This window comes from Pedobacter sp. Leaf194, assembly GCF_001423945.1.
Lineage (GTDB): Bacteria > Bacteroidota > Bacteroidia > Sphingobacteriales > Sphingobacteriaceae > Pedobacter.
The window spans coordinates 903002-922367 of record NZ_LMPU01000009.1; the positions used below are offsets into that span (position 1 = coordinate 903002).

At 42.1% G+C, this 19366-nt stretch carries 15 protein-coding genes; 8 read left to right on the plus strand and 7 right to left on the minus strand.

Annotated features, from left to right (window positions below; all coding sequences use genetic code 11):
* Nucleotides 1-40: 40 nt before the first annotated feature.
* From ASG14_RS14280 to ASG14_RS14290, 3 genes are read right to left on the minus strand one after another with little or no spacing between them, the layout of a single operon-like run.
* Nucleotides 41-1090, minus strand: coding sequence for a carboxymuconolactone decarboxylase family protein (locus ASG14_RS14280; RefSeq protein ID WP_056871705.1), 1050 nt, complete (start codon nucleotides 1088-1090; stop codon nucleotides 41-43).
* A complete protein-coding gene (locus ASG14_RS14285; RefSeq protein WP_235528585.1) occupies nucleotides 1087-1590 on the minus strand; it encodes a cupin domain-containing protein in 504 nt (167 codons plus the stop codon). The genes ASG14_RS14280 and ASG14_RS14285 overlap by 4 nt, the downstream gene beginning before the upstream one ends.
* Before the next feature lie 29 nt (nucleotides 1591-1619).
* Complete coding sequence (locus ASG14_RS14290) at nucleotides 1620-2186, minus strand: DapH/DapD/GlmU-related protein (RefSeq protein WP_056871707.1); 567 nt, start codon at nucleotides 2184-2186, stop codon at nucleotides 1620-1622.
* Nucleotides 2187-2289: 103 nt separating this feature from the next.
* Between ASG14_RS14290 and ASG14_RS14295 the strand changes: the two genes are divergently transcribed.
* From ASG14_RS14295 to ASG14_RS14315, 4 genes are all read left to right on the plus strand, one after another.
* Complete coding sequence (locus ASG14_RS14295; RefSeq protein ID WP_056871708.1) at nucleotides 2290-3117, plus strand: helix-turn-helix domain-containing protein; 828 nt, start codon at nucleotides 2290-2292, stop codon at nucleotides 3115-3117.
* A gap of 369 nt (nucleotides 3118-3486) precedes the next feature.
* Nucleotides 3487-5001, plus strand: coding sequence for a heme peroxidase family protein (locus ASG14_RS14300; RefSeq protein ID WP_056871709.1), 1515 nt, complete (start codon nucleotides 3487-3489; stop codon nucleotides 4999-5001).
* An 86-nt stretch (nucleotides 5002-5087) separates the two neighbouring features.
* On the plus strand, nucleotides 5088-5570 hold the full coding sequence (locus tag ASG14_RS14305) for an SgcJ/EcaC family oxidoreductase (protein WP_056871710.1): 483 nt from the start codon (nucleotides 5088-5090) through the stop codon (nucleotides 5568-5570).
* Nucleotides 5571-6210: 640 nt separating this feature from the next.
* Complete coding sequence (locus tag ASG14_RS14315) at nucleotides 6211-7440, plus strand: sodium:proton antiporter (protein ID WP_056871712.1); 1230 nt, start codon at nucleotides 6211-6213, stop codon at nucleotides 7438-7440.
* A 64-nt stretch (nucleotides 7441-7504) separates the two neighbouring features.
* On the opposite strand, the gene ASG14_RS14320 is transcribed toward ASG14_RS14315, so the two are convergent.
* Together ASG14_RS14320 and ASG14_RS14335 are read right to left on the minus strand one after the other, a co-directional pair.
* Entirely contained in the window at nucleotides 7505-11800 is a 4296-nt protein-coding gene (locus ASG14_RS14320; RefSeq protein ID WP_056871713.1) for a PAS domain S-box protein, read from the minus strand.
* Nucleotides 11801-12942: 1142 nt separating this feature from the next.
* Entirely contained in the window at nucleotides 12943-13191 is a 249-nt protein-coding gene (locus ASG14_RS14335) for a hypothetical protein (protein WP_082491595.1), read from the minus strand.
* Between the two features lie 288 nt (nucleotides 13192-13479).
* On the opposite strand from ASG14_RS14335, the gene ASG14_RS14340 reads away from it, so the two are divergent.
* The 4 genes from ASG14_RS14340 to ASG14_RS14355 all read left to right on the plus strand — a co-directional run bounded on the left by ASG14_RS14340 (nucleotide 13480) and on the right by ASG14_RS14355 (nucleotide 16387).
* Complete coding sequence (locus ASG14_RS14340; RefSeq protein WP_056871717.1) at nucleotides 13480-13926, plus strand: LexA family transcriptional regulator; 447 nt, start codon at nucleotides 13480-13482, stop codon at nucleotides 13924-13926.
* Nucleotides 13927-13975: 49 nt separating this feature from the next.
* Nucleotides 13976-15148, plus strand: a complete 1173-nt coding sequence (locus ASG14_RS14345) for a Y-family DNA polymerase (protein ID WP_235528586.1) — start codon at nucleotides 13976-13978, stop codon at nucleotides 15146-15148.
* A gap of 144 nt (nucleotides 15149-15292) precedes the next feature.
* The gene (locus ASG14_RS14350; protein WP_056871719.1) at nucleotides 15293-15997 is read left to right on the plus strand and encodes an SOS response-associated peptidase; all 705 of its coding nucleotides are present in this window, start codon (nucleotides 15293-15295) and stop codon (nucleotides 15995-15997) included.
* A 189-nt stretch (nucleotides 15998-16186) separates the two neighbouring features.
* The gene (locus tag ASG14_RS14355; RefSeq protein WP_056871720.1) at nucleotides 16187-16387 is read left to right on the plus strand and encodes a hypothetical protein; all 201 of its coding nucleotides are present in this window, start codon (nucleotides 16187-16189) and stop codon (nucleotides 16385-16387) included.
* A 12-nt stretch (nucleotides 16388-16399) separates the two neighbouring features.
* On the opposite strand, the gene ASG14_RS14360 is transcribed toward ASG14_RS14355, so the two are convergent.
* Both ASG14_RS14360 and ASG14_RS14365 read right to left on the minus strand, forming a co-directional pair.
* The gene (locus tag ASG14_RS14360) at nucleotides 16400-17416 is read right to left on the minus strand and encodes a cellulase family glycosylhydrolase (RefSeq protein ID WP_056871721.1); all 1017 of its coding nucleotides are present in this window, start codon (nucleotides 17414-17416) and stop codon (nucleotides 16400-16402) included.
* Between the two features lie 30 nt (nucleotides 17417-17446).
* Nucleotides 17447-19288 (minus strand): beta-galactosidase family protein, encoded by a 1842-nt coding sequence (locus ASG14_RS14365; protein ID WP_056871800.1) that lies wholly within the window; start codon nucleotides 19286-19288, stop codon nucleotides 17447-17449.
* Nucleotides 19289-19366: the final 78 nt, after the last annotated feature.

The window sequence follows — 19366 nt, forward strand, 5'->3', positions numbered from 1 at the left end:
ATTCGCGGGCTTTGTTAGCCTTTACAATGACAAGAATACTTTACTCCACTTTCCTGAAAATAGATTTCATGGTTTCTTTATCCAGACTTTCCATATCGATTAATTTTAATGTTTTCACCATTTCTAGCGTAGAAGTTTTATAGGTTTTAAAGTGTGGCGTCTGCAAGTGATTTTCATAAGCGGCTTTATCGGCGTAGATTTCAACAATCCTTATCTGTGTTGGCTGTGCTTTCTGAAACATTGGAAAAATAGCAACCACGCCGGGTTCTTTAGCAATCGATGCAGCCGCCTCTTCTTTTAGGATAGATTTGTAATGTTCCAAATGTTCAGGAAGGATTTCTATTTCAGAAATGCGGACAATCATATCTCGCCGTACAACTGGCAGCAAAGGCCGGTCTATATTTTTTAGTAAGGTATTTGCCTGCGTTGTACTTACCAATTCCTGAACAACAACGCTCAATTCTTGCAGCTGCGAATCTGTTATGCCCGTATTTCTACCCATTTTAAGGTGCGCCTGCAACTGGCTCTCCACGCCCTCCATAGCTGTTAATGCAGTAATAGTAATTAGCTCTCGTTTGCGAAAATCGAGCACCTCACTTGCGAAGACATCCGCAAAAAGATGTTCTTTCAAAAAAGCATCAATACGCGGTGCAAATTCTCCAAAACCAGGTGCGGGCTTAGCTTGTGGTGTTTTAGTGAGTTGCTCCAGCGTTCGGCGACCCTGTTCATATTTATCGCTTACCGTGTTTTGAATAATTTTTTGCCCTTCGGGATCTTCGATCTTCCTCGCTTTGCGTTCATCCAAAACTGCAGAAAAAGTGTTAATAGCATTTAAACTCCGCGGAAACCCACAATAAGCATAGAGTTGTGTAAGTGCTTCTTTAATTTCATTGATGGTTAAACCATTATCAAGTCCGCGGTCCAGCTGAACTTTAAGCAGCTCTATTTTACCTGCAGCTGTTGTTGCTGCAATACCTGCAAGGCTTCTTTCCTGTTTAGTTAATGTTGCCATTTCTTGTGCTTTGGATTTGGGGATGATTACATTGAACAGCAACAGTAGCAATCCAAGTTTCCAGCTGATTAATTTCATATTTTCGGAATCTCGTTATTGGCATTTTGATAGACCTCATCACTAACCGGCTCTAGCCATTTATTTTCGTTTGCAGCAGGATTGCCATTGGTGGCAAGGTGAGAGAACCAGCTTTCGGCCGTTGCGCCGTGCCAGTGTTCTACGTTCGGTGCAATTTCTACGATGTCGCCAGGCTTTAAATACCTTGCCGGTTTACCCCGCTCCTGGTACAAACCTTCGCCACCAATTACTATCAGTAACTGCCCGCCGGTATGGCTGTGCCAATTGTTTCTGCAGCCAGGCTCGAAGGTTACATTTGCCAATGGAACATTGAGATCTTTATTGCTGGTTAGCGTAGCCAGATAAGATGTGCCGGTAAAGTATTTGGCAAAGCCGGCGTTTTCTTCGCCGGTCGGAAAATCGCTTATTTTTGGAATTTCTGTTTTCATTTTATTTTCTGTTTTTTGAAGTACGCTTTGCGCATTCAGCTTATACGTAGTGAAGGAGGCTATCATCGCCATAATTATCATTTTGCTTACCATCGGCTTCCCTAAATTTGTTTTAAGAACCTTGCCGGCACCCCACCCACAACAGTATTGTCTTCAACATTTTTTGAAACTACTGCACCAGCGGCAACAACAGCATTTTCGCCAATGGTTACACCTGGCAATATGATCGCGTTTGCTCCAATCCAGGCATTTTTTTTAATATGGATTTTACCCGGTACCAAGCATGCCCGCTCGGCTGGTGCCAACGGATGGCCCTCGGAAAGCAAACTTACTTTCGGACCGATCAGCACATTGTCTTCAATCACAATTCCACCTAATGTTAAAAATGTGCAGTCGAAATTGATAAAGACATTTTTTCCGATACTTAGATGCTTTCCGTAATTGATGTACAGCGGTGGAAAAACAGCTACTGTTTGGTCTATTTTTTTGCCGGTAATTTGACCAAGGATTTCTACCATGAAAGCCGGATCAGCACTGCTGTTAAGCTGTTGCAACAGGCCAATCGTCGCATAGGACGACTTTCTGAGTTCACCCCATCCGCCATGCGCTGCAGTGATGTTTTGCCCGTTATTTAAATCGTCGAATATTGAATTATCTGAATTATTCATCTTATTAAAACATCAAATCTCCGACCAATTTAGTTCTGATTTATGGCACTAATGACGCCATTAATGTCAAATATTACCTAATTTAGGATTTAAATTCGAATAAATGAGTGAAACGCAGGACGCAAGGGTGGTATACTTATCGCTCGACCACATCGAGCCATCAGTTGAAACACTGTTGAAAAGGTACCACGTGCACCTTTATTGCCATAAAGGAAAATTAGCTTTTATTTTTGGCGATCAGCTTCTGGCCTGTAAGGCCGGGCAGTTTTTATTCTGGTTTGCCGAATCGAGGTGGAGCATTAAATCCGTATCGAAGGGATTTAAAGCCACGGTGTTACTTGTAGAAAAGCGTTTCCTGCTGGATAATGTGCCTGACCAAGGTTGGAGCATTAATGCACAGCTTCATTCGAGGGTGCACCCGGTTAAAGATATTCGCTCCAAAGCAGAAAGAGAGAAAATTTTAAACAACTTTAAATGGTTGCTTTTACGTTTCGAGGAAACGGAACACCGTTTTTATGAGGAAGCGCTGAAACTTCAAATGCAGCTGTTTATTTTAGAAATGTGGCATAGTTTCGCTAATGAGTACGAACGCCGGCGCCATAGCTTGCAAACCGGAACATTATACGAGCAGTTTATTAATTTACTGCAACAGCACTGCCTAACTCAAAGGGAAGTACAGTTTTACGCCAATGCATTAAACATTACCCCTAAATACCTAAATTATCTTTGTAAAATTCACTCCGACCGAACCGCGTCCAGCTGGATACACGGACACGCCAAAGAAAGGATCATCCTTTTGTTGCAAAACAGGCACCTGAACATTGCCGAAATTGCCGAAGAAATGCAGTTTAGCAGTACTTCTTTTTTTACCAGGTATGTTAAAAAAATTTTAGGGCAAACACCAAGTAGTTTCAGGATGAGGTTAGACTAGGCTAAAATACTGCTCTAAACGAACCGATTAGCCGGCTCAGCAATACATCGAAATTTGCAGGTATTGGCAAGAAAAAAGGGTAAAAACTTTACTGTCTCATTTGCTGAGGGACTCCCGTTCGCTTTATGTTAAACAAAAAAATATTTCCGAGGTGAAAAAATGCACAAACCGGAATTTGTATGTAGTCGAAACCACGTTGCTTACTCGTGTGGCCGTTAAGGAAAAATCAAAAAATGCTTTTATAAACTAACACATACCCTACGTGTTTTACGGTAATTATCACGTAATAAAGCAATTAGCCGCTCCTATATTCCAATAATAAAATGATAACTGTCTATATTTAGTTAACCAGAAACTAAATATAAAATTATGAGCAGACATGGAGCCCTCTATCAGGACATAGTCCCTTTTACGTCCCGATTTTACGACAAAGGTAAATTCGGGAGAATCTTTCCCTCTCTTCCGCCTTTCGCGGCGGATACAAAAAAAGTTCGCGAAGCACTTATCGATATTGGCAAAAAAGGCGGAATAATGGACGCAAAGGATGATTTGACAAAAGACCCGGTAGAGTTAATCACTAACCCCCTTCTGCAGGTGAATAATCCGAATTCGCCTGTGATGAGTGCAGGAATGACCTTTTTGGGGCAGTTCATCGACCACGACATAACATTTGATCCAACTTCCAGCCTTGAGCGTCAAAGCGATCCTGAGTTTATCGAAAATTTCAGAACGCCTTCACTCGCCCTGGATAACGTTTATGGAAGTGGCCCGGGTGCTTCTCCGCATCTTTATGATCAATCGGATGGGCTCGGAATTAAAATGCTTTTACATCCGATGGGGGTGAAAGGCAAAGATGATATTGATAAATGCGATTTACCACGAAATTCCCAAAATACAGCGCTGATTGGTGATCCAAGAAATGATGAGAATCTCATCGTTTCACAGCTGCAGGTGCTCTTCCTGAGGTTTCATAATGCGGTTGTAGATGCTTTGCGGGCAAAATATCCGTCAAAATCTCCAGGCGTAATTTTTACGGAAGCTCAAGAGCTGGTACGCTGGCATTATCAATGGATATTATTGCATGAATTTCTGCCTTTGCTTTGCGGACAGGAGGTAGTTGATGATATTTTAAACAAGGGAAGGCAGTTTTACGGCTGGCACAACAGCCCATTCATTCCGGTTGAGTTTTCAGTTGCTGCCTATCGGTTTGGCCACAGTCAGATCCGTCCATCTTACAGGGCCAATTTTGGCATTGCAAACAAGCCAAATCCTGCGCCTTTTTTTGCAGATATATTTGATTTCTCGGCAGATCCGCTGCATGCGGACCCAAATGATTTGAGGGGCGGAAAAAGGGCAGAACGGAGATTTTTGGACTGGCATACCTTTTTCAACCTTGGGGATGGGAGCATGCGCCCGAATAAACTGATCGATACCAAACTATCTTCACCCCTATTTCAATTACCAGGTTTCGCCTCGGCAGATGTAATTTCCCTGGCGTCCAGAAACCTGCTTAGGAGCCTGACCTTTGGGCTGCCATCCGGACAAAGAGTAGCCCATGCTATGCGTATGCAACCGATGGATGCTGAAGTATTTGAAGATTTAAAGCACTACAAAGTAAATTTCGAACATAGTACACCCCTATGGTTTTATATTTTAAAAGAGGCCGAAACACAGCAGATGGGTTTAAAACTTGGTGAGGTTGGGTCGAGGATAGTAACAGAAGTTTTTGTTGGGTTGTTAGAGGGTGATAACACATCCTTCCTCTCTCAAAATCCGTTTTGGAAGCCCTGTTTGCCCTGCTGGGAACCATATAGAAACAACAAGCACTTCACCATCGCCGATCTTTGCCGCATTGCTGAAGGAAAAGTTCAGATTTCTCTTTAAAATACGGGTGCTCAGGATAATGCCGGTTCTGAGCGCCCAATAAATAACCAGGTTTTACCAGGCTCATTTAATCTAATTTAACTTTTATGAAAAAATATATGATATCTTGTTTACTCATTTTGAGTCTGAGGGGTTTTTCTCAAACGAGTGAAACGGCAATCAGGAACATTGTCCGTCAACAGCAAACTTACTGGAATCAAAATAACATTGCAGGTTATACCGGTTTCTTCTCTGATGATTGCGTACTAATTAACTTTTTAGGACTTTACTGGAAGGGAAGAAAACAGATTGAGAGTGAATTTAATAAGATTAATGAATGCTGTATTAAGCCAACTGAAGTTAAACTTGAAGTGTTAGATATTAAATTCACCAGTTCTGCATCTGCTGTAACCCATATAAAAGAAACGCTCACTGCTAAAGCAGATTACACGGTTCCCGGAGGTGTTGTTAACAAGGGAACTGTTAACCATAAATTCATCACAGCGGTGCTCGAAAAAAAGCAGGGTATCTGGAAAATTTTTGCCATGCAGGTAACACAAGTGGTTCCGTTTCCCGGGCCAGGGAGATAGGAGCTAATAAAGACGTTTTGATGCTCATGGGTAACCCATTCGCAACTTAGCTTAGATTAACTTCCAAGCCAATTCAAACCGGCAGCTCAAAGCAATAGGCACAACATTGTACACAGAAACTTCTATTATGGCAAAGGAGTAATGTTAAGAAATACCGGATGATTAAATACAACCTCGATGCGTCTTGCGGCTGAAAGCTCATGCGGTAAACTTTTCAGTTACCAATGCTACCGACCTGCACCAGCGCATCGTAATTCTTCAATCTTTCAATCGAAAGTAGGAATGCTTTTTCTTTGTCGTGAACGACTTGCAACCTCATTAATTCGGTTGTTGAGGCTGACGATCAATTTGCAGCTTTTGAAATCCCAGGAAATAATCGAAACCAAAAAGATAAATTAATGTTGCTTTCCTGTAAGCACGTAAGTTTACAAACTGAAATCGAAAGCATAATATCGCATTCAGTTTGCAGCTATATACGGAAACAGACATTTTAATTTTTGGGCAGTGTGCCGTTGTTTTTTTGATCAATTATGAGAAATTCTGACGCCACTTTATTTTATTTTAAAACAACGGATGACCTCAATTTGGCGAACAACCTCGATACTATGGCTGCATTTTCAATTTCTTTAAATATTAGATAATGAGCCAGTATATCCTATTAATGCTAATCGCGGGGATTGCCAGTATTGGCATGGCCTTTATCCCCGCACTGGCAAAAAAACTAGGCTTATCATATGCAATTATTTATGTGGCAATTGGTGTTTTAATCTACCTAATCTGGCCCAAAGTGTTGCCATCCCCTCTCCCACAGCATGATAATAGCCTTGTGGTGCATTTGACAGAGCTTATTGTTATCATCTCTTTAATGGGTACCGCCATCAAAATCGACCGAAGTTTTTCTTTTCGGAAATGGTCTACGCCGCTAAGGCTGATACTCATCGCCATGACATTGGCTATTTTAATTTCTTCATTGCTGGGTTTTTTCGTTCTGGGTCTAAATTTATCCGCTGCGCTTTTACTGGCCGCAGTGCTCGCACCTACAGATCCTGTGCTCGCCGCGGATGTGCAGGTTGGACCTCCAAATGAGCACGGAAAATCCGAGCCGCGATTTGCATTGACCTCAGAGGCAGGCCTTAATGATGGCCTAGCTTTCCCATTTACCTGGCTTGCAATCGTGATCGCCTCGCAGGGCGTTAGTTCGTCTTCTTTATGGCACTGGACTTGGTTTTATTTGGTGTACAAAATTGCCGCAGGCTTAATTATAGGCTGGCTGTGCGGCAAACTCGTAGGCTATCTGGTGTTTTCAATTTCAGAGAAATATCGCTTACTAAAAGCGTCTGATGGTTTTCTTGCCATCTCGCTCACCTTTATAACCTATGCAATTACCGAATCATTTCACGCTTACGGATTTATTGCTGTGTTTGTTGCCGGCATTACGCTTCGGCACTACGAAAAAGGCCATGAATACCATAAACAACTCCATTCCTTTACCGACCAGATGGAACGGATGCTTCTTGCTGTATTGCTAATATTTTTTGGTGGTTCTCTGGTTGGCGGCATTCTTGCGCCACTAAATTTGAAGATGGCACTCGTGTCAATCGGATTTGTGATTGTTTTGCGCCCGGTAGTTTCTTTTATTTCGCTATTAGGAAATTCAACTCCGCTTAAGGAAAAATTTGCAATCAGCTTCTTCGGTATTCGAGGTATGGGCTCAATCTATTACCTGGCTTTTGCCTTCGGTGAAGCAAAATTTAAGCAGCAGGATGCACTTTGGGCTATTGTAACCTTTACCATTCTTATTTCCGTGATATTACATGGCCTAACAGCAGCCCCGGTTATGAAACGCATCGGAACTAAAAAGAATAAATAGTTGCCATCCGGACTGCTGGCAACCATTTAAACCCATTGATTTTTCATCGAACATGATTACGGCATCATTTCAGGTACCTCGAAGTTAAAATTTCAGTGAGCAATGAAATTTCTGTAATAAATTCTCTTTGGAGACTTGCCGGCAAGTCACTATCCATCTCATCAAGTACCTCCAGTTTGCCTGAAAGTTCGGCCAGATAGACGAGCCCTGCAGATACCGAGGTGCCATATAGCTTATGGCCAAGCAACCTGATGTTTTCAAGTTCACCACCCGCAACGTACCCATTCAGATCAATTAATGATTGCTGCAGCTGACTTATTGTTAGTGAGGCTATCCTTGCTAACTTCTCCTTATTTTCGCCATAATACACTTTTAGTTTAGCTGCATCGAAATGTGCATTAACATCCTCAGCAAGCGCAACCTGATTGCTTTGCTCCTCCTGCTGTGCATCCAGCCAACGGCCAAGAACGGTTTCGAGTGTGCCTGTTAGAATAGGTTTCGTTATAAAATCGTCCATACCTGCTTCGAGGCATTTTTCTCTTTCTCCGGAAATATTTCCAGCAGTAACGGCAATAATTGGCGTACGCTTATTGGTTTCAGCCTCCCTGATCGCCGCAGAAGCCTGATAACCGTTCATTACCGGCATCTGTACATCCATCAAGATTAAGTCTGGAGATGTTAAAACAAATTGTTCAAAACCCTCCTGACCGTTTTTAGCTTCCATAATTTTTGCGGCGGGATAGAGCTTGCTAATCAATGTTCTGGTTAAAAAGCGGTTTACTTCATTGTCCTCAACGATTAATATTGTGCAACTTTCTGGTGTTACAACCTCGCTGCTCAATACCCGCGGCTGCAACGCTGCCTGTGCAGGTTCTTTCTCCAAAACGTGGAGCCGTGAAAGTGCATTGTATAAGTCGGGCATTTTAATGGGTTTCACTAATCGGTGACTCACATGTAGGGTGCGGCTTGCATTAATAAGCGTGCTGTCGTCGGCCGAACTATGCAGCAACAGAATTGGTAATTCTTCATGGCTGGAAAAAAAAGTCTGCCTGATTTTGGCTGTTGTTTCCAGGCCATCCATAAAAGGCATATGATAGTCCATCAGTACGGCATCATAACGTTTTCCGCTGGCAAGATGCTGTAGTGCCTCAAAACCGTTTTTAGCCAAATCGCTTTCAATGTGTTTCAATTTAAGCATATCCGACAGGATGTGACGGTTATTGTCATTATCATCTACAATAAGGATATTTTTGAGCGAATCTATAGCCTCCCAGTTTACTGCCTCTCCTTGTTCACAATCCAGCAATATGTCGAAATAAAAGGTACTTCCAATTCCAGGTGTACTTAGCAGTTGCAACCTGCTGCCCATCATGCGCAAAAGCTTGTTAGATATGGTTAAGCCCAGCCCGGTTCCACCATATTTTTTTGTGGTCGAAGAATCTTCCTGCGCAAAAGCATCAAAAATCTTTTCCTGCTTATCCTGCTGAATTCCGATTCCTGTATCGCGGACACTAAAGCGGAAAAGACATTTCTCATCGAGCTTCTCTAATGGCTGAACTTTAAGTTCAATTTCGCCCTGTTCTGTAAATTTAGATGCATTGCCCAACAGATTTATCAAAACCTGTTTCAACCTCACATCATCAACCCATATAAAACGTGGTAAATCGGGTGCCAGATTTAACAGCATCTCCAGGTTTTTCGACTGTATCTGATAGGTTGTAATATCAGTAGCCTGAAAGGTCATCTCAAAAAGGTCGCATTTTTCGATGTCGAGCTCAAATTTTCCGGCTTCAATCTTCGAAAAATCGAGAATATCATTGATGATATTTAGTAACGCACCCGCAGACTGGCTTACGATTTTAAGGTATTGCTGCTGGGTTTCATCAAGCTTGGTTTTAAGTACCAAATCGGTAAAACCGATAACGCCATTAAGTGGGGTACGGATTTCGTGGCTCATATTTGCCAGAAATTCAGATTTGGCCAGGTTTGCCTCATCAGCATGTATCCTTGCCGCCCTTAGTTCTTCTCGCTGGGCTATCATGCCCGAAATGTCCTGCGTAAATATCATCATCCCGCCGATTACAAATTCTGATTTATACCAGGGCCTCATTTCGAGCGTAATAAAGTGCTGCTTTTCGGTAAGCGAATCGACAAATACATCCTCTTCTCGTCTATCAACCTTTCCCTTTAAAATTTCCCGATGGCGTAGTTTTCGTTCCTCATCCAGGTTAGGGAACATGGTATAGTGCGAGGCACCTATAATGTTTTGCGCTGCAAAGTTATAATCTTCCATCCATTTTCGGCTTACGGCGAGGTAACGCATATCGTTATCTAGCATGGCTACCGCCGCAGGCGTGTGTTCGATAAAGGCAAGCAAACGGGCACGCTCTGTGGCAAGCTCGGCCTCCATTTGCTTTTGTTTTGTGATGTCTGTTGCTACGCCAAGATAGCCCGCAGATTCGCCTTTCGGGTCGGTAATGGATGATACGGTTAGCGAAATATCGAAACGCCCGCCACTGCTGGATTTGTAAATAAGCTCGTGGGTGGCGGTACCGGCACCAGACGAGCTTTCGAAATAATGCTTAAGATCTTTAGGTTTAAACTTATCTGCGGCTGCGTTTGCACCGGTAAAAATGGCTTCCTCATGGTGGTCAAAAAAATCAGGCATTTGTGCGCCAAGCATTTCAGATGCCCGGTAACCTAAAAGCTGTTCGGCACCTTTGTTAAATACAGTAATCCGCCCAACATTATCTGTCGCGATAATACATAGGTCGGCCGCAGCATCAAGTACATCATCCAAAAGCTTTTTCGATGCACCAAGCGCAATTTCTGATCGCTTGGATTTATCAATATCCTGAAAGGTACCAAACAAACGAGTGCACACTCCATCGCTAAAAACGGCGTTTCCAATCGCCCGCACCCAAAGTTCCCTCCCCCGGCCATCAACCATTTCCAGCTCCAAATCATAAGGATTTCCTGTTTGCATAATGTCTGCCACAGCCTCATTAATTTTGTTTCTGCTCTCTCCGGGTTTATAAAAATTTATAGCGGTAGTTATGTCGGGCATAAATGTTTCTTCAACCCCATGAATTTCCCGTGTAACAGGTGTCCATTCGATTCCCTGTTTAGCAACGTCAAGCTCCCATCCGCCAACACGGGCAACGTTGTTTGTTTGTTCAAGAATGGCTTTGGTGTGCCGAAGGTCGTTCTCCAGTGCATGCCTGTCGGTAATATCAACGGCGTTGCCGATGACATAAGCTTCACCTTGCTCATCTGTTTGAAGTACGTTCGAAAACATCCAGATTCGCTCGGTACCATTTTTGGCGCAAGTAATCATCTGGCCTTTAACATGGTCAAGTTTTGCTATTGCTTTCAAATATTCGTCTAAATATTCATGCCTTTTTTTGGGTACAATATCATAGAGCCCTTTGCCGTCAAGCTCGGCTTTCGTATAGCCGAGAATATGTGCTCCGGATTCATTTACAGAAATGAATTTACCATGAAGGTCATGGATGCACATCAGGCCCTGTGAGTTTTCAAAGAAAACTTTGAACTTATTTTCGCTTAACGCAAGTTTTTGTTGTTTCTCAATTTCGTATGTTATGTCTCGCCCAATAGCCGAAACCTTTCCTGTTGTTGGTACAACAGTTGCCACCCATTCTACAGTACGGTAAGTATTGCGTGCGGTTAGTAGCCGGTGTTTAAATTTAACGCTTCCTGCTCTCGAAACCAACCTGCCAAGTCTGGCAATGGTTTTTCTCCGGTCCGTTTCGTAAACAAAATCGAAAAGCGACTTACCAACAATCTCCGCATCTTCCCAGCCCAATATTCGCTGGAAACTTGGATTAACACGCTCTATTACGCCCGCCGTTGAGCAGATGCATATCAGGTCTTCTGACAGTTCAAAGAGTTCAGCGTAATTTTCGAGGTCGCTACAGGATTCTTCTTCATATAAGCGGCCAAGTTGTATGCACAACACTTCCATAGCTTCTGCCTGTGCAGCACTTAGCTGTATTTCTTTTTCATCGAAAACCGCCAGAACACCAATCACTAACCCATTTTCACCCAGGATGGGAAAGGCACTTAAAAATTGAAATGGTGTTTTCGTTTGAAAGGTAGCTATTGCCTGCTGAACTTCAGCAGCAGGCTCAATCAGCCCGGGCAAAAGAGCCCACAGTTCTTTTTGGCTGTAGTAATTTAAGATTTCTGCGAGCCCGGTTCCTTTAAAATCCTGACCGGTTCGCCCGACAATAAAATGCCCGCATCCACAGATTATTCTTGAGATAGAAGCCACTTCTGTAATCTCGTTCATTCCTAGCACCCTGTTGGTAGCATCTTCTTGAGTTAATCCCCTCTTCATATTTTTATCCCTGCATATTTGGCTATTTAAAGTGTCGATGCCATTAAGCGCCCCGCACCCCTTTAAAGCCGTAATATATGAAAAAATATCACTTTGAATAGGTTTCCGTAGCTTATTTTAGAAGCCATTTTTCAAGCTAAAAAAATTGACTGGCAACTTTGAAGCTGTAAGCGACTGTGTAAGAATCAACAGCGGTTTTAACAGCCGTAGGATTTACTTAATTCTTCGGATAAGAATTAATAAATTACCTCATATCAAGATGGCTTTGCGCTTTACCATGCAAGGCGTATTTAATGCGTTTCTGGCACAAACAAGCATTGTTTTCTGCTGATGTGGAACTTAGGCTAAGCATCGGATAGCGATTTGAACCAAGCCTGATTAAAACTCGTTTTTAGTTCGCCATGCTTCAAACGCTCTCATTTCAACCTGCTAAAACTTTAGCATTTTTTGTGGGTTATATTTACAAAGATTAATTAATTTCGAAAAAAGCAGGCGTATGGATTTACGTCTGCTTTTTTCTTTTACAACCAGCTTGTTTATGGAAGGATAAAACAATTGGTGCTTAGCAATGTAGTGACTATATGGAAGTTGGGATAATAACTGTTTTTAATAAAATAGCAGGCTTCGGATATATAAAATATGGAAATCTTCTTATAAAATTTCATATCCGGAGCACACATGGAAACTTGTTTACCTATGATACAGTGAACTTCGACATTAACTACGATAATCTTGAAACCACCGCAATCAACGTTCGGAAGGCGGAATAATTTTTATTTTTGCAAAACCATTCTTTTCAAGCTCTCGTATATTATGCCGGATATCTGGAACTAACTGATGTCTAGCTTAGGTTACTATTGATGATTAAAATTTGATTTGGGGATTACTTTACTGGTTTAGAGTAATTAAAGCAGTTGCAATTAAATGCAACTGCTTTTTATTTTTACAAAACTTCCTTAATTTGAATGGTGTTTAGAAAATAGCTTTAGTGTATATTAGGGTAGTCGCGTTGTGGTGGCTGCCCTTTTTTGCAAAAGACTTTGGGCTGACCAGACCGGTTTTATATTGCAAAGCCTAATATGGCCCCGTCTGTTATATGCTTTATCACAAGAAATGGCTTCTACAGACAGATGGGTAGACGGTCATTTTGACTTTTCCTGGCTCACTTCCTTTTCAAATAAACTTTCATGAACCAGGTAAAAACCCTCAACGCTTTTTTTAGGTATCGGCTTCTTTTTGTCTTCCCACATCATATGGGTTGGGCTGGTTTTTAATGTCGATTGTGCAGTTTCACGTTTTCGGTATGCCCAGGTCATTTCAACATTTTCTTCTATCACCTTTCCATCGGTGCAATGGAAGTACATCTTCCTAAACTTAAACTTCTTTGCCATACAAAATTTAATAAAGTTATCGTCAATACAAATACTAATTTTATTAGCAAAAATAGAAGTCGCCTAGGCGATATGCAATATTATTTTTAAACATTTTAGCTGATGATTTTAGCGTTAAATATTTTATTTAATTCGTTTTAAAAGCTATAAGTAGGTTTTTTGTATTAAGAGAAAATTTATATCTCGAAAACAGCGTTAGCTAAATCTTTTAATTTGGTAGTCACAATGTGGATAACTTCGGTTTATATTGCTAATATTATTAGTATTTTTGTTTGAAAGTTTAAGCTTATGATTAGAGAGTTAGAGATACCGAAAAATGAACTGATTGATACGCTGGATAATCCAGGACGGGTTTCAGGTTTTATTTCCCCTGCGGAGGATTACAAACAAAGGCGGTTGCACATTGCACAGAAAATTGTGAGCGACCCCACCAACACTTTTTACTTTGAAGCAGACGACAACCAAATGCGATACTTCGGCATTATGAAAGGTAGCATCATCGTTGTAGATAAATCAGTAAAGGTTTGCTCAGGTATGCTAATTGTGTGTTGTGTGGATGAAGAATGGCTTACCAGAAAACTGGTTATCAAAGGTGAAAATACTTTTTTGTGCCTGAACGACAGTATGGATGCCTGCCTTAACATCACCGGGAAAAATATCACCGTGTTCGGTGCAGTAACCTGGACCTGCTTACCCCATACCAAGCATCAGCATGTTCGCACTGGCAGATTGTAATAACTTTTACGCAAGCTGCCACAGGTTGTTCGAACCAAAATATAATGGTTTGCCAGTAGTGGTATTAAGCAATAATGATGGCTGTGTAATTGCCCGGAGCAATGAAGCTAAGGCTTGCGGGATAAAAATGGGTGCGCCTTTCTTCAAAATACAGGAAGCCATAAAAGAACATAACATTGCAGTTTTCAGCAGCCATTATACTTTATATGGCGATATAAGTGCAAGGGTGATGACCAACCTGGCCAGGTTTACGCCCGAGGTTGAGGTTTACAGCATAGATGAATGTTTCCTCGGCTTAAGCGGCCTTGAAAAGCTAGCCGATTACGGCACCGCAATCAAGGAAACAGTAATGAACAATACGGGTATACCTATAAGTGTGGGGATTGCACCTACCAAGGTTTTAGCGAAAGTAGCAAACAGAACATCGAAAAAATTTAATGGCGTAATGGTGCTGGAAACCGCAGCGCAGATTGCCGATGCTTTGGCTGATTATCCTGTGGAAGATTTATGGGGCATTGGAAGGCAATTTAGCCATAAACTAATTAAGGGAGGCATTGAAACAGCGGCACAGTTTCGCAATTTACCCATGGATTGGGTACAATCGAACATGACTGTTGTGGGCCTTAGGATGTGGCGTGAGCTTTGGGGCGAAAGCTGCATACCCTTAAAAACCATACTCGACCCGAAAAAAGGAATGTGCACCAGCAGGGCTTTCGGCAAACTAACTACTGATTACAATCAATTAAAAGAAGCGACATCCAGTTATGCCGCACGATTAGGCGTTAAGCTCAGGCGGGAAAGATTATGCGCCGGCGTAATTTCTGTTCGCCTGCTAACAAATAAATTCGGCCCCGAGGCTTCGCAGGCCTACCCGGCCATTACCATTCCGCTTGAACACCCGGTAAACAATACGGTAGATTTGGTAAGGGTTGCGCTGCAGGGATTGAAAAAGATTTACCTGCGTGGCTATTTATTTCAGAAAGTAGAGGTAACAGCAACTGGCCTTATACCCGAGCAAGAAGTGCAACTGAATATCTTCAGCGATTTTAAGGGTGTAAAACATGATAAGGTATCGAAAGTACTCGACAGGCTAAACATGCACTATGGAGCCGGAACACTAAAGATGGCTGGAGAAGGCCTGAAACAGCAATGGACTATGAAAAGGCAGTTTTTAAGTCCTTGTTACACCACAAATTGGAACGATATCATAAAAGTTAGATAATATGAAGGAACTAATTAAATTACTAAAGCAATATTTACTTAAAGAAGCCGCAACACTTAATCAGATTAACGACAAGCCGAAAACAAAACAGAAGAAATAAAACAGTCTGAACAACAAGCGTGTTATCCTTGCAAATACATTAATATGTGCGCAAGATACACCTTAACTGCCGAGGAGAAAGAGATACTAAAAACGCACCCGCATCAGATTCAGGGTGAGTGGACACCAAACTATAACCTCGCCATTACTCAGAAAGGCCTGGTAATTACTGCTGATGAGCCTGACATTATCCAGCAGATGGCTTTTGGCATCGTTCCATATTTCGCTGATAACTTAAAACTTACCAGAGATACCTGGAACATCAAAAGCGAAACAGCAATGGAAAGCAAATTGTGGCGCCCGCTTTTGGTTAACCATAAAACCTGTATAGTAATTGCCGATAGTTTTTATGAATGGAAAAAACTCGAAAATGGAGACCGGGAGCCTTATCGCTTTACGGTAAACAATCGAAAGCTATTCTGCTTTGCCGGCTTATGGTCGCAATGGGTAGACCCGGAAACAAATGAAAAATTTAGAACATACGGTATTTTAACAACCGAGGCTAATACATTGGTAGCTGAAATACATGACAAAAAGCGTATGCCCGTAATACTTTCCAAAGCTGAGGAAGATATTTGGCTGAGCAAGACAAGGCCACTCGCCAGTAAATTAGCGGTGTTAAATACTTTCCCTGCAGAATTAATGAAACGCGTTCAGGTGAGCAAACGGGTTAATGCGGTGTCTACTTTAAAAAAACCAAACAATGACGCTGACTTGCTATCTCCGCTTAACACGGATGAAGATGTTTAAGCGAAATATGTAATCTCCCATTGATTTTGCAATTGCTGTTTCCAATTGTGTGAAACTTTTTTTATTTAGAGCTTATGGGGATTTGCAGATTAAATAAAGTATAAATACGACAGCCAAAGCGAAATACGGCCTTTTCATATTCTTTAAACAAAGCAAAATAAACATTTGTAATAGAAAGAAAATAAGACAATGAAAAGGTATATTAAATTGATGATAATTGCAGTGGCGTTCATGTTGGCAAATTGTACATCCGGGCAAAACAGTCCGGCCGATTCACATCCGGGAAGCGGATCTGTGAAAGCAGGCCGGAATAATGGTACCGATGACAAAAAAGACAGTAGCAAAACGGATTCACTGAATGCTGACAGTACCCCGGGCAAAAAGCTTTGAACACCACATCAGTTAATAGCCCCAGCCAAAGCGTAAACGTGTTGCTCCGGATGTGTTGGAAACCGTTAATTTTAAATCGGTACCACTGCCGGTTTTGTTTAAAAGCCCGTAGCTGTCTCCATCCCGAAGGCCGGGCCAGTACACGCTTGAAAGTCCGGCATTTCTAAATACGTTTGTAGAGCCAACCATGTAAGCAACTTCATTATCAGTTCCTACAGCACCCGTGTAATTTTTTCCGGTCGTCATCCCGGCGCCGAATTCAGTAACAACTGTTCTTGATGCATATGCTCCGTACCTTGAACGCCAGTTGTTTTCCCAATCAGTCTGGCTTCTTACATTCCAAAAGGCATAATTGTGCAGGGCTAGTAAACAGTCTTTAAATCTTGCATCTGCGCCAATTCCATTTACGTCTTCCGAATAGCCGGTACCCGATAACAGCAATCTGCTTCTGGGGAGATTGGGGAATTTCGTCAGAAATTGTTCGTAAACAGTTCCGAGTTGTGGCAGAGAATAACCGTATGGTTCATTTATAACCTCGATATATACTTCGCTCTGCAGGCCATATTTATCTACAACTACGGCCCACATTTTCCAAAATGCATCCATATCATCTATCAGCCCATCTTTGGCTTTTGAACTTTCCCAGCAACACAAAATTACCTTCATCTTTTTTGCCAGCGCCTGGTCAACCGTTGCCTGGTAGGCATCCCACCAGCGTTCTGTAACAGAAGGTGGATTTATTGGGAGCCTTATCGCATTCACGCCCGGTAAGTTGGTAATAATTCCGTCGTAAATTTTTGCAGATTTTTGCGCAACAACGGCGTAAGTATCGCCAGCTTCAAGCCCCGATGGGATAACCCAGCCGTCTACAAAATTATCTCGTGCATCAGCCCAGTTCACCCCTGCAATAAGTGGATGAACCAAGGCAGGCTCTGGTATTACGGGCGCCACGATCTCTTCGGTTTTTTTACTACAACCCGCTAAACTGAGTAAAATGCCTACGGCGGATACATATTTTTTAATGCTCATCACGAATATTTAATTTGCTTGTGTGAAAGATTATTTATTGTCGCTCATCTGATCGAGAATTGGCTGCTCCAAACTGCTTAACTGATTTATTTCTGGCTTGTTAAGTTCCAGAATAACTATTTCATTCTTCCCTTTTTTTAACCATTCGGCAGGAAGATAAACGGTTTGTTGTGGACCAATGCTCCAATACTTACCCAAATTGTGGCCATTTACCCAAACCACTCCTTTGCCCCATTTCCTGAAATCGAGATAAGTATCTAAGGGTTTTGCTACTTCAAATGATGCGAGCTTTAATACAGGCGTCTGTTTTGCAGATTTAGTCTCCTTAATTTTAGACGTTTCCACTTTATCAAAAGGCAAACTGAACATTGTCCACGATTTTAGCACCTTGCCACCGAAAGTAACCTCGCCAACAATTCCTTTTTTATTTTTGAGCAAATTAGGCCCGAAATTGATCCGCCCCATATTTTCCACAAAGATTTCGAGCGAATGCGTTCCGGCAGGAACTTTCAGCATCATGCTTTCCTGTCCCAGCCGCCTATCCAAAATGCCTTTTCTCACGCCATCGATGAATACAATTCCATAGTCACGCAAGCCATTTATTTTCAGTTCGGTTTTTGCACCGCCGGTAACTTTCGTTTGGTAAATCATATAGCCGTAGGCCTGGTTCATGTCTTCAAACGTTAGCGGGTTTTCATTTACTTTCCCCGGGCCAACATAATCGAAAATGCCAATCTCTTTATCGAACGTAATTGCATTTAATGCCATTGATGGTTTGGCCGCAGGCACGTCTGGCAGCTTTTCACCTTTTGGCAGGTGCCTGGCGATTACTGCTCTAAACTTCATAAACTTATCGGTTGCATTTCCAGCCTCATCTAAGGGCGCATCATAATCATAACTGCTAATCTGCGGTTCAAAAGGGATGGTATCCCGAAAATTTGCGCCGTTCATAAACCCTCTGGTGCTGCCACCATGAAACATGTACATATTTATCGAAATTCCTGCCTGCAAAACAGTATCCAACTTGCCGGTGTATTGGCTGGCCGGCACTTTATGATGTGGCGTTCCCCACCAATCAAACCAGGCAGGATACCACTCTGCAATGAAAAACGGTCCTTTACCTTCATTTAAATTTCTAACGGCTTGTTTAACTTTTGCCGGGTTATCCTGGCCGTTTATTGCAGGCATTAGCCCTGCCAGATGTCCCTTTACAATATCCTTTTCGGGGTCGCATGTGTACAACAGGCCATCAAAACCGGCATCAACAAACATTTTTCGGTTCATTTCCAGGTAAACCTTATCCGCTCCATAAGAACCATACTCATTTTCTACCTGTACCATAATGATGTTTCCACCATGATTTACCTGTAATGGCGCCAACTGCTTTCCAACTTCGTTGATGTATTTTTTATATTCGGAAAGGTATTTCTCTTCGCGGCTTCTTACCTCCAACCCTTTTTCGTTTTGCAACCAGTAAGGATAGCCGCCAAATTCCCATTCAGCACATACATATGGGCTCGGACGAAGTATCACCCAAAGGCCTTCTTCTTTAGCAATTTTCACAAATGCCGCAATATCGTTGTTGCCGGAGAAGTCGAATTTTCCTTTTTCGGGTTCATGTAGATTCCAGAAAACATAGGTTCCAATGGTATTTAAACCCATGGCCTTCGCCATTTTCATCCTCGCCCTCCACGCTTCTCTTGGTACCCTCGGGTAATGAATTTCTCCTGAAATGATTTGATAAGGTTTGTTATCAAGCATAAATGTGCTGTCGCCAAGTGCGAAGCTGTGTTGCGAACTTCCATTTCCACAGCCAAAAAGTAGTGCAAGCACAAACGCGGCGCTAAAAAAAAGTATATCTCGTTTTTTCATATGTTTCATTTTTTTGATCGTTGCCTTCATCTCATTAACCGTCAGTGTTTCCAAAGATTTTCCGAAGCTCATCCCCTA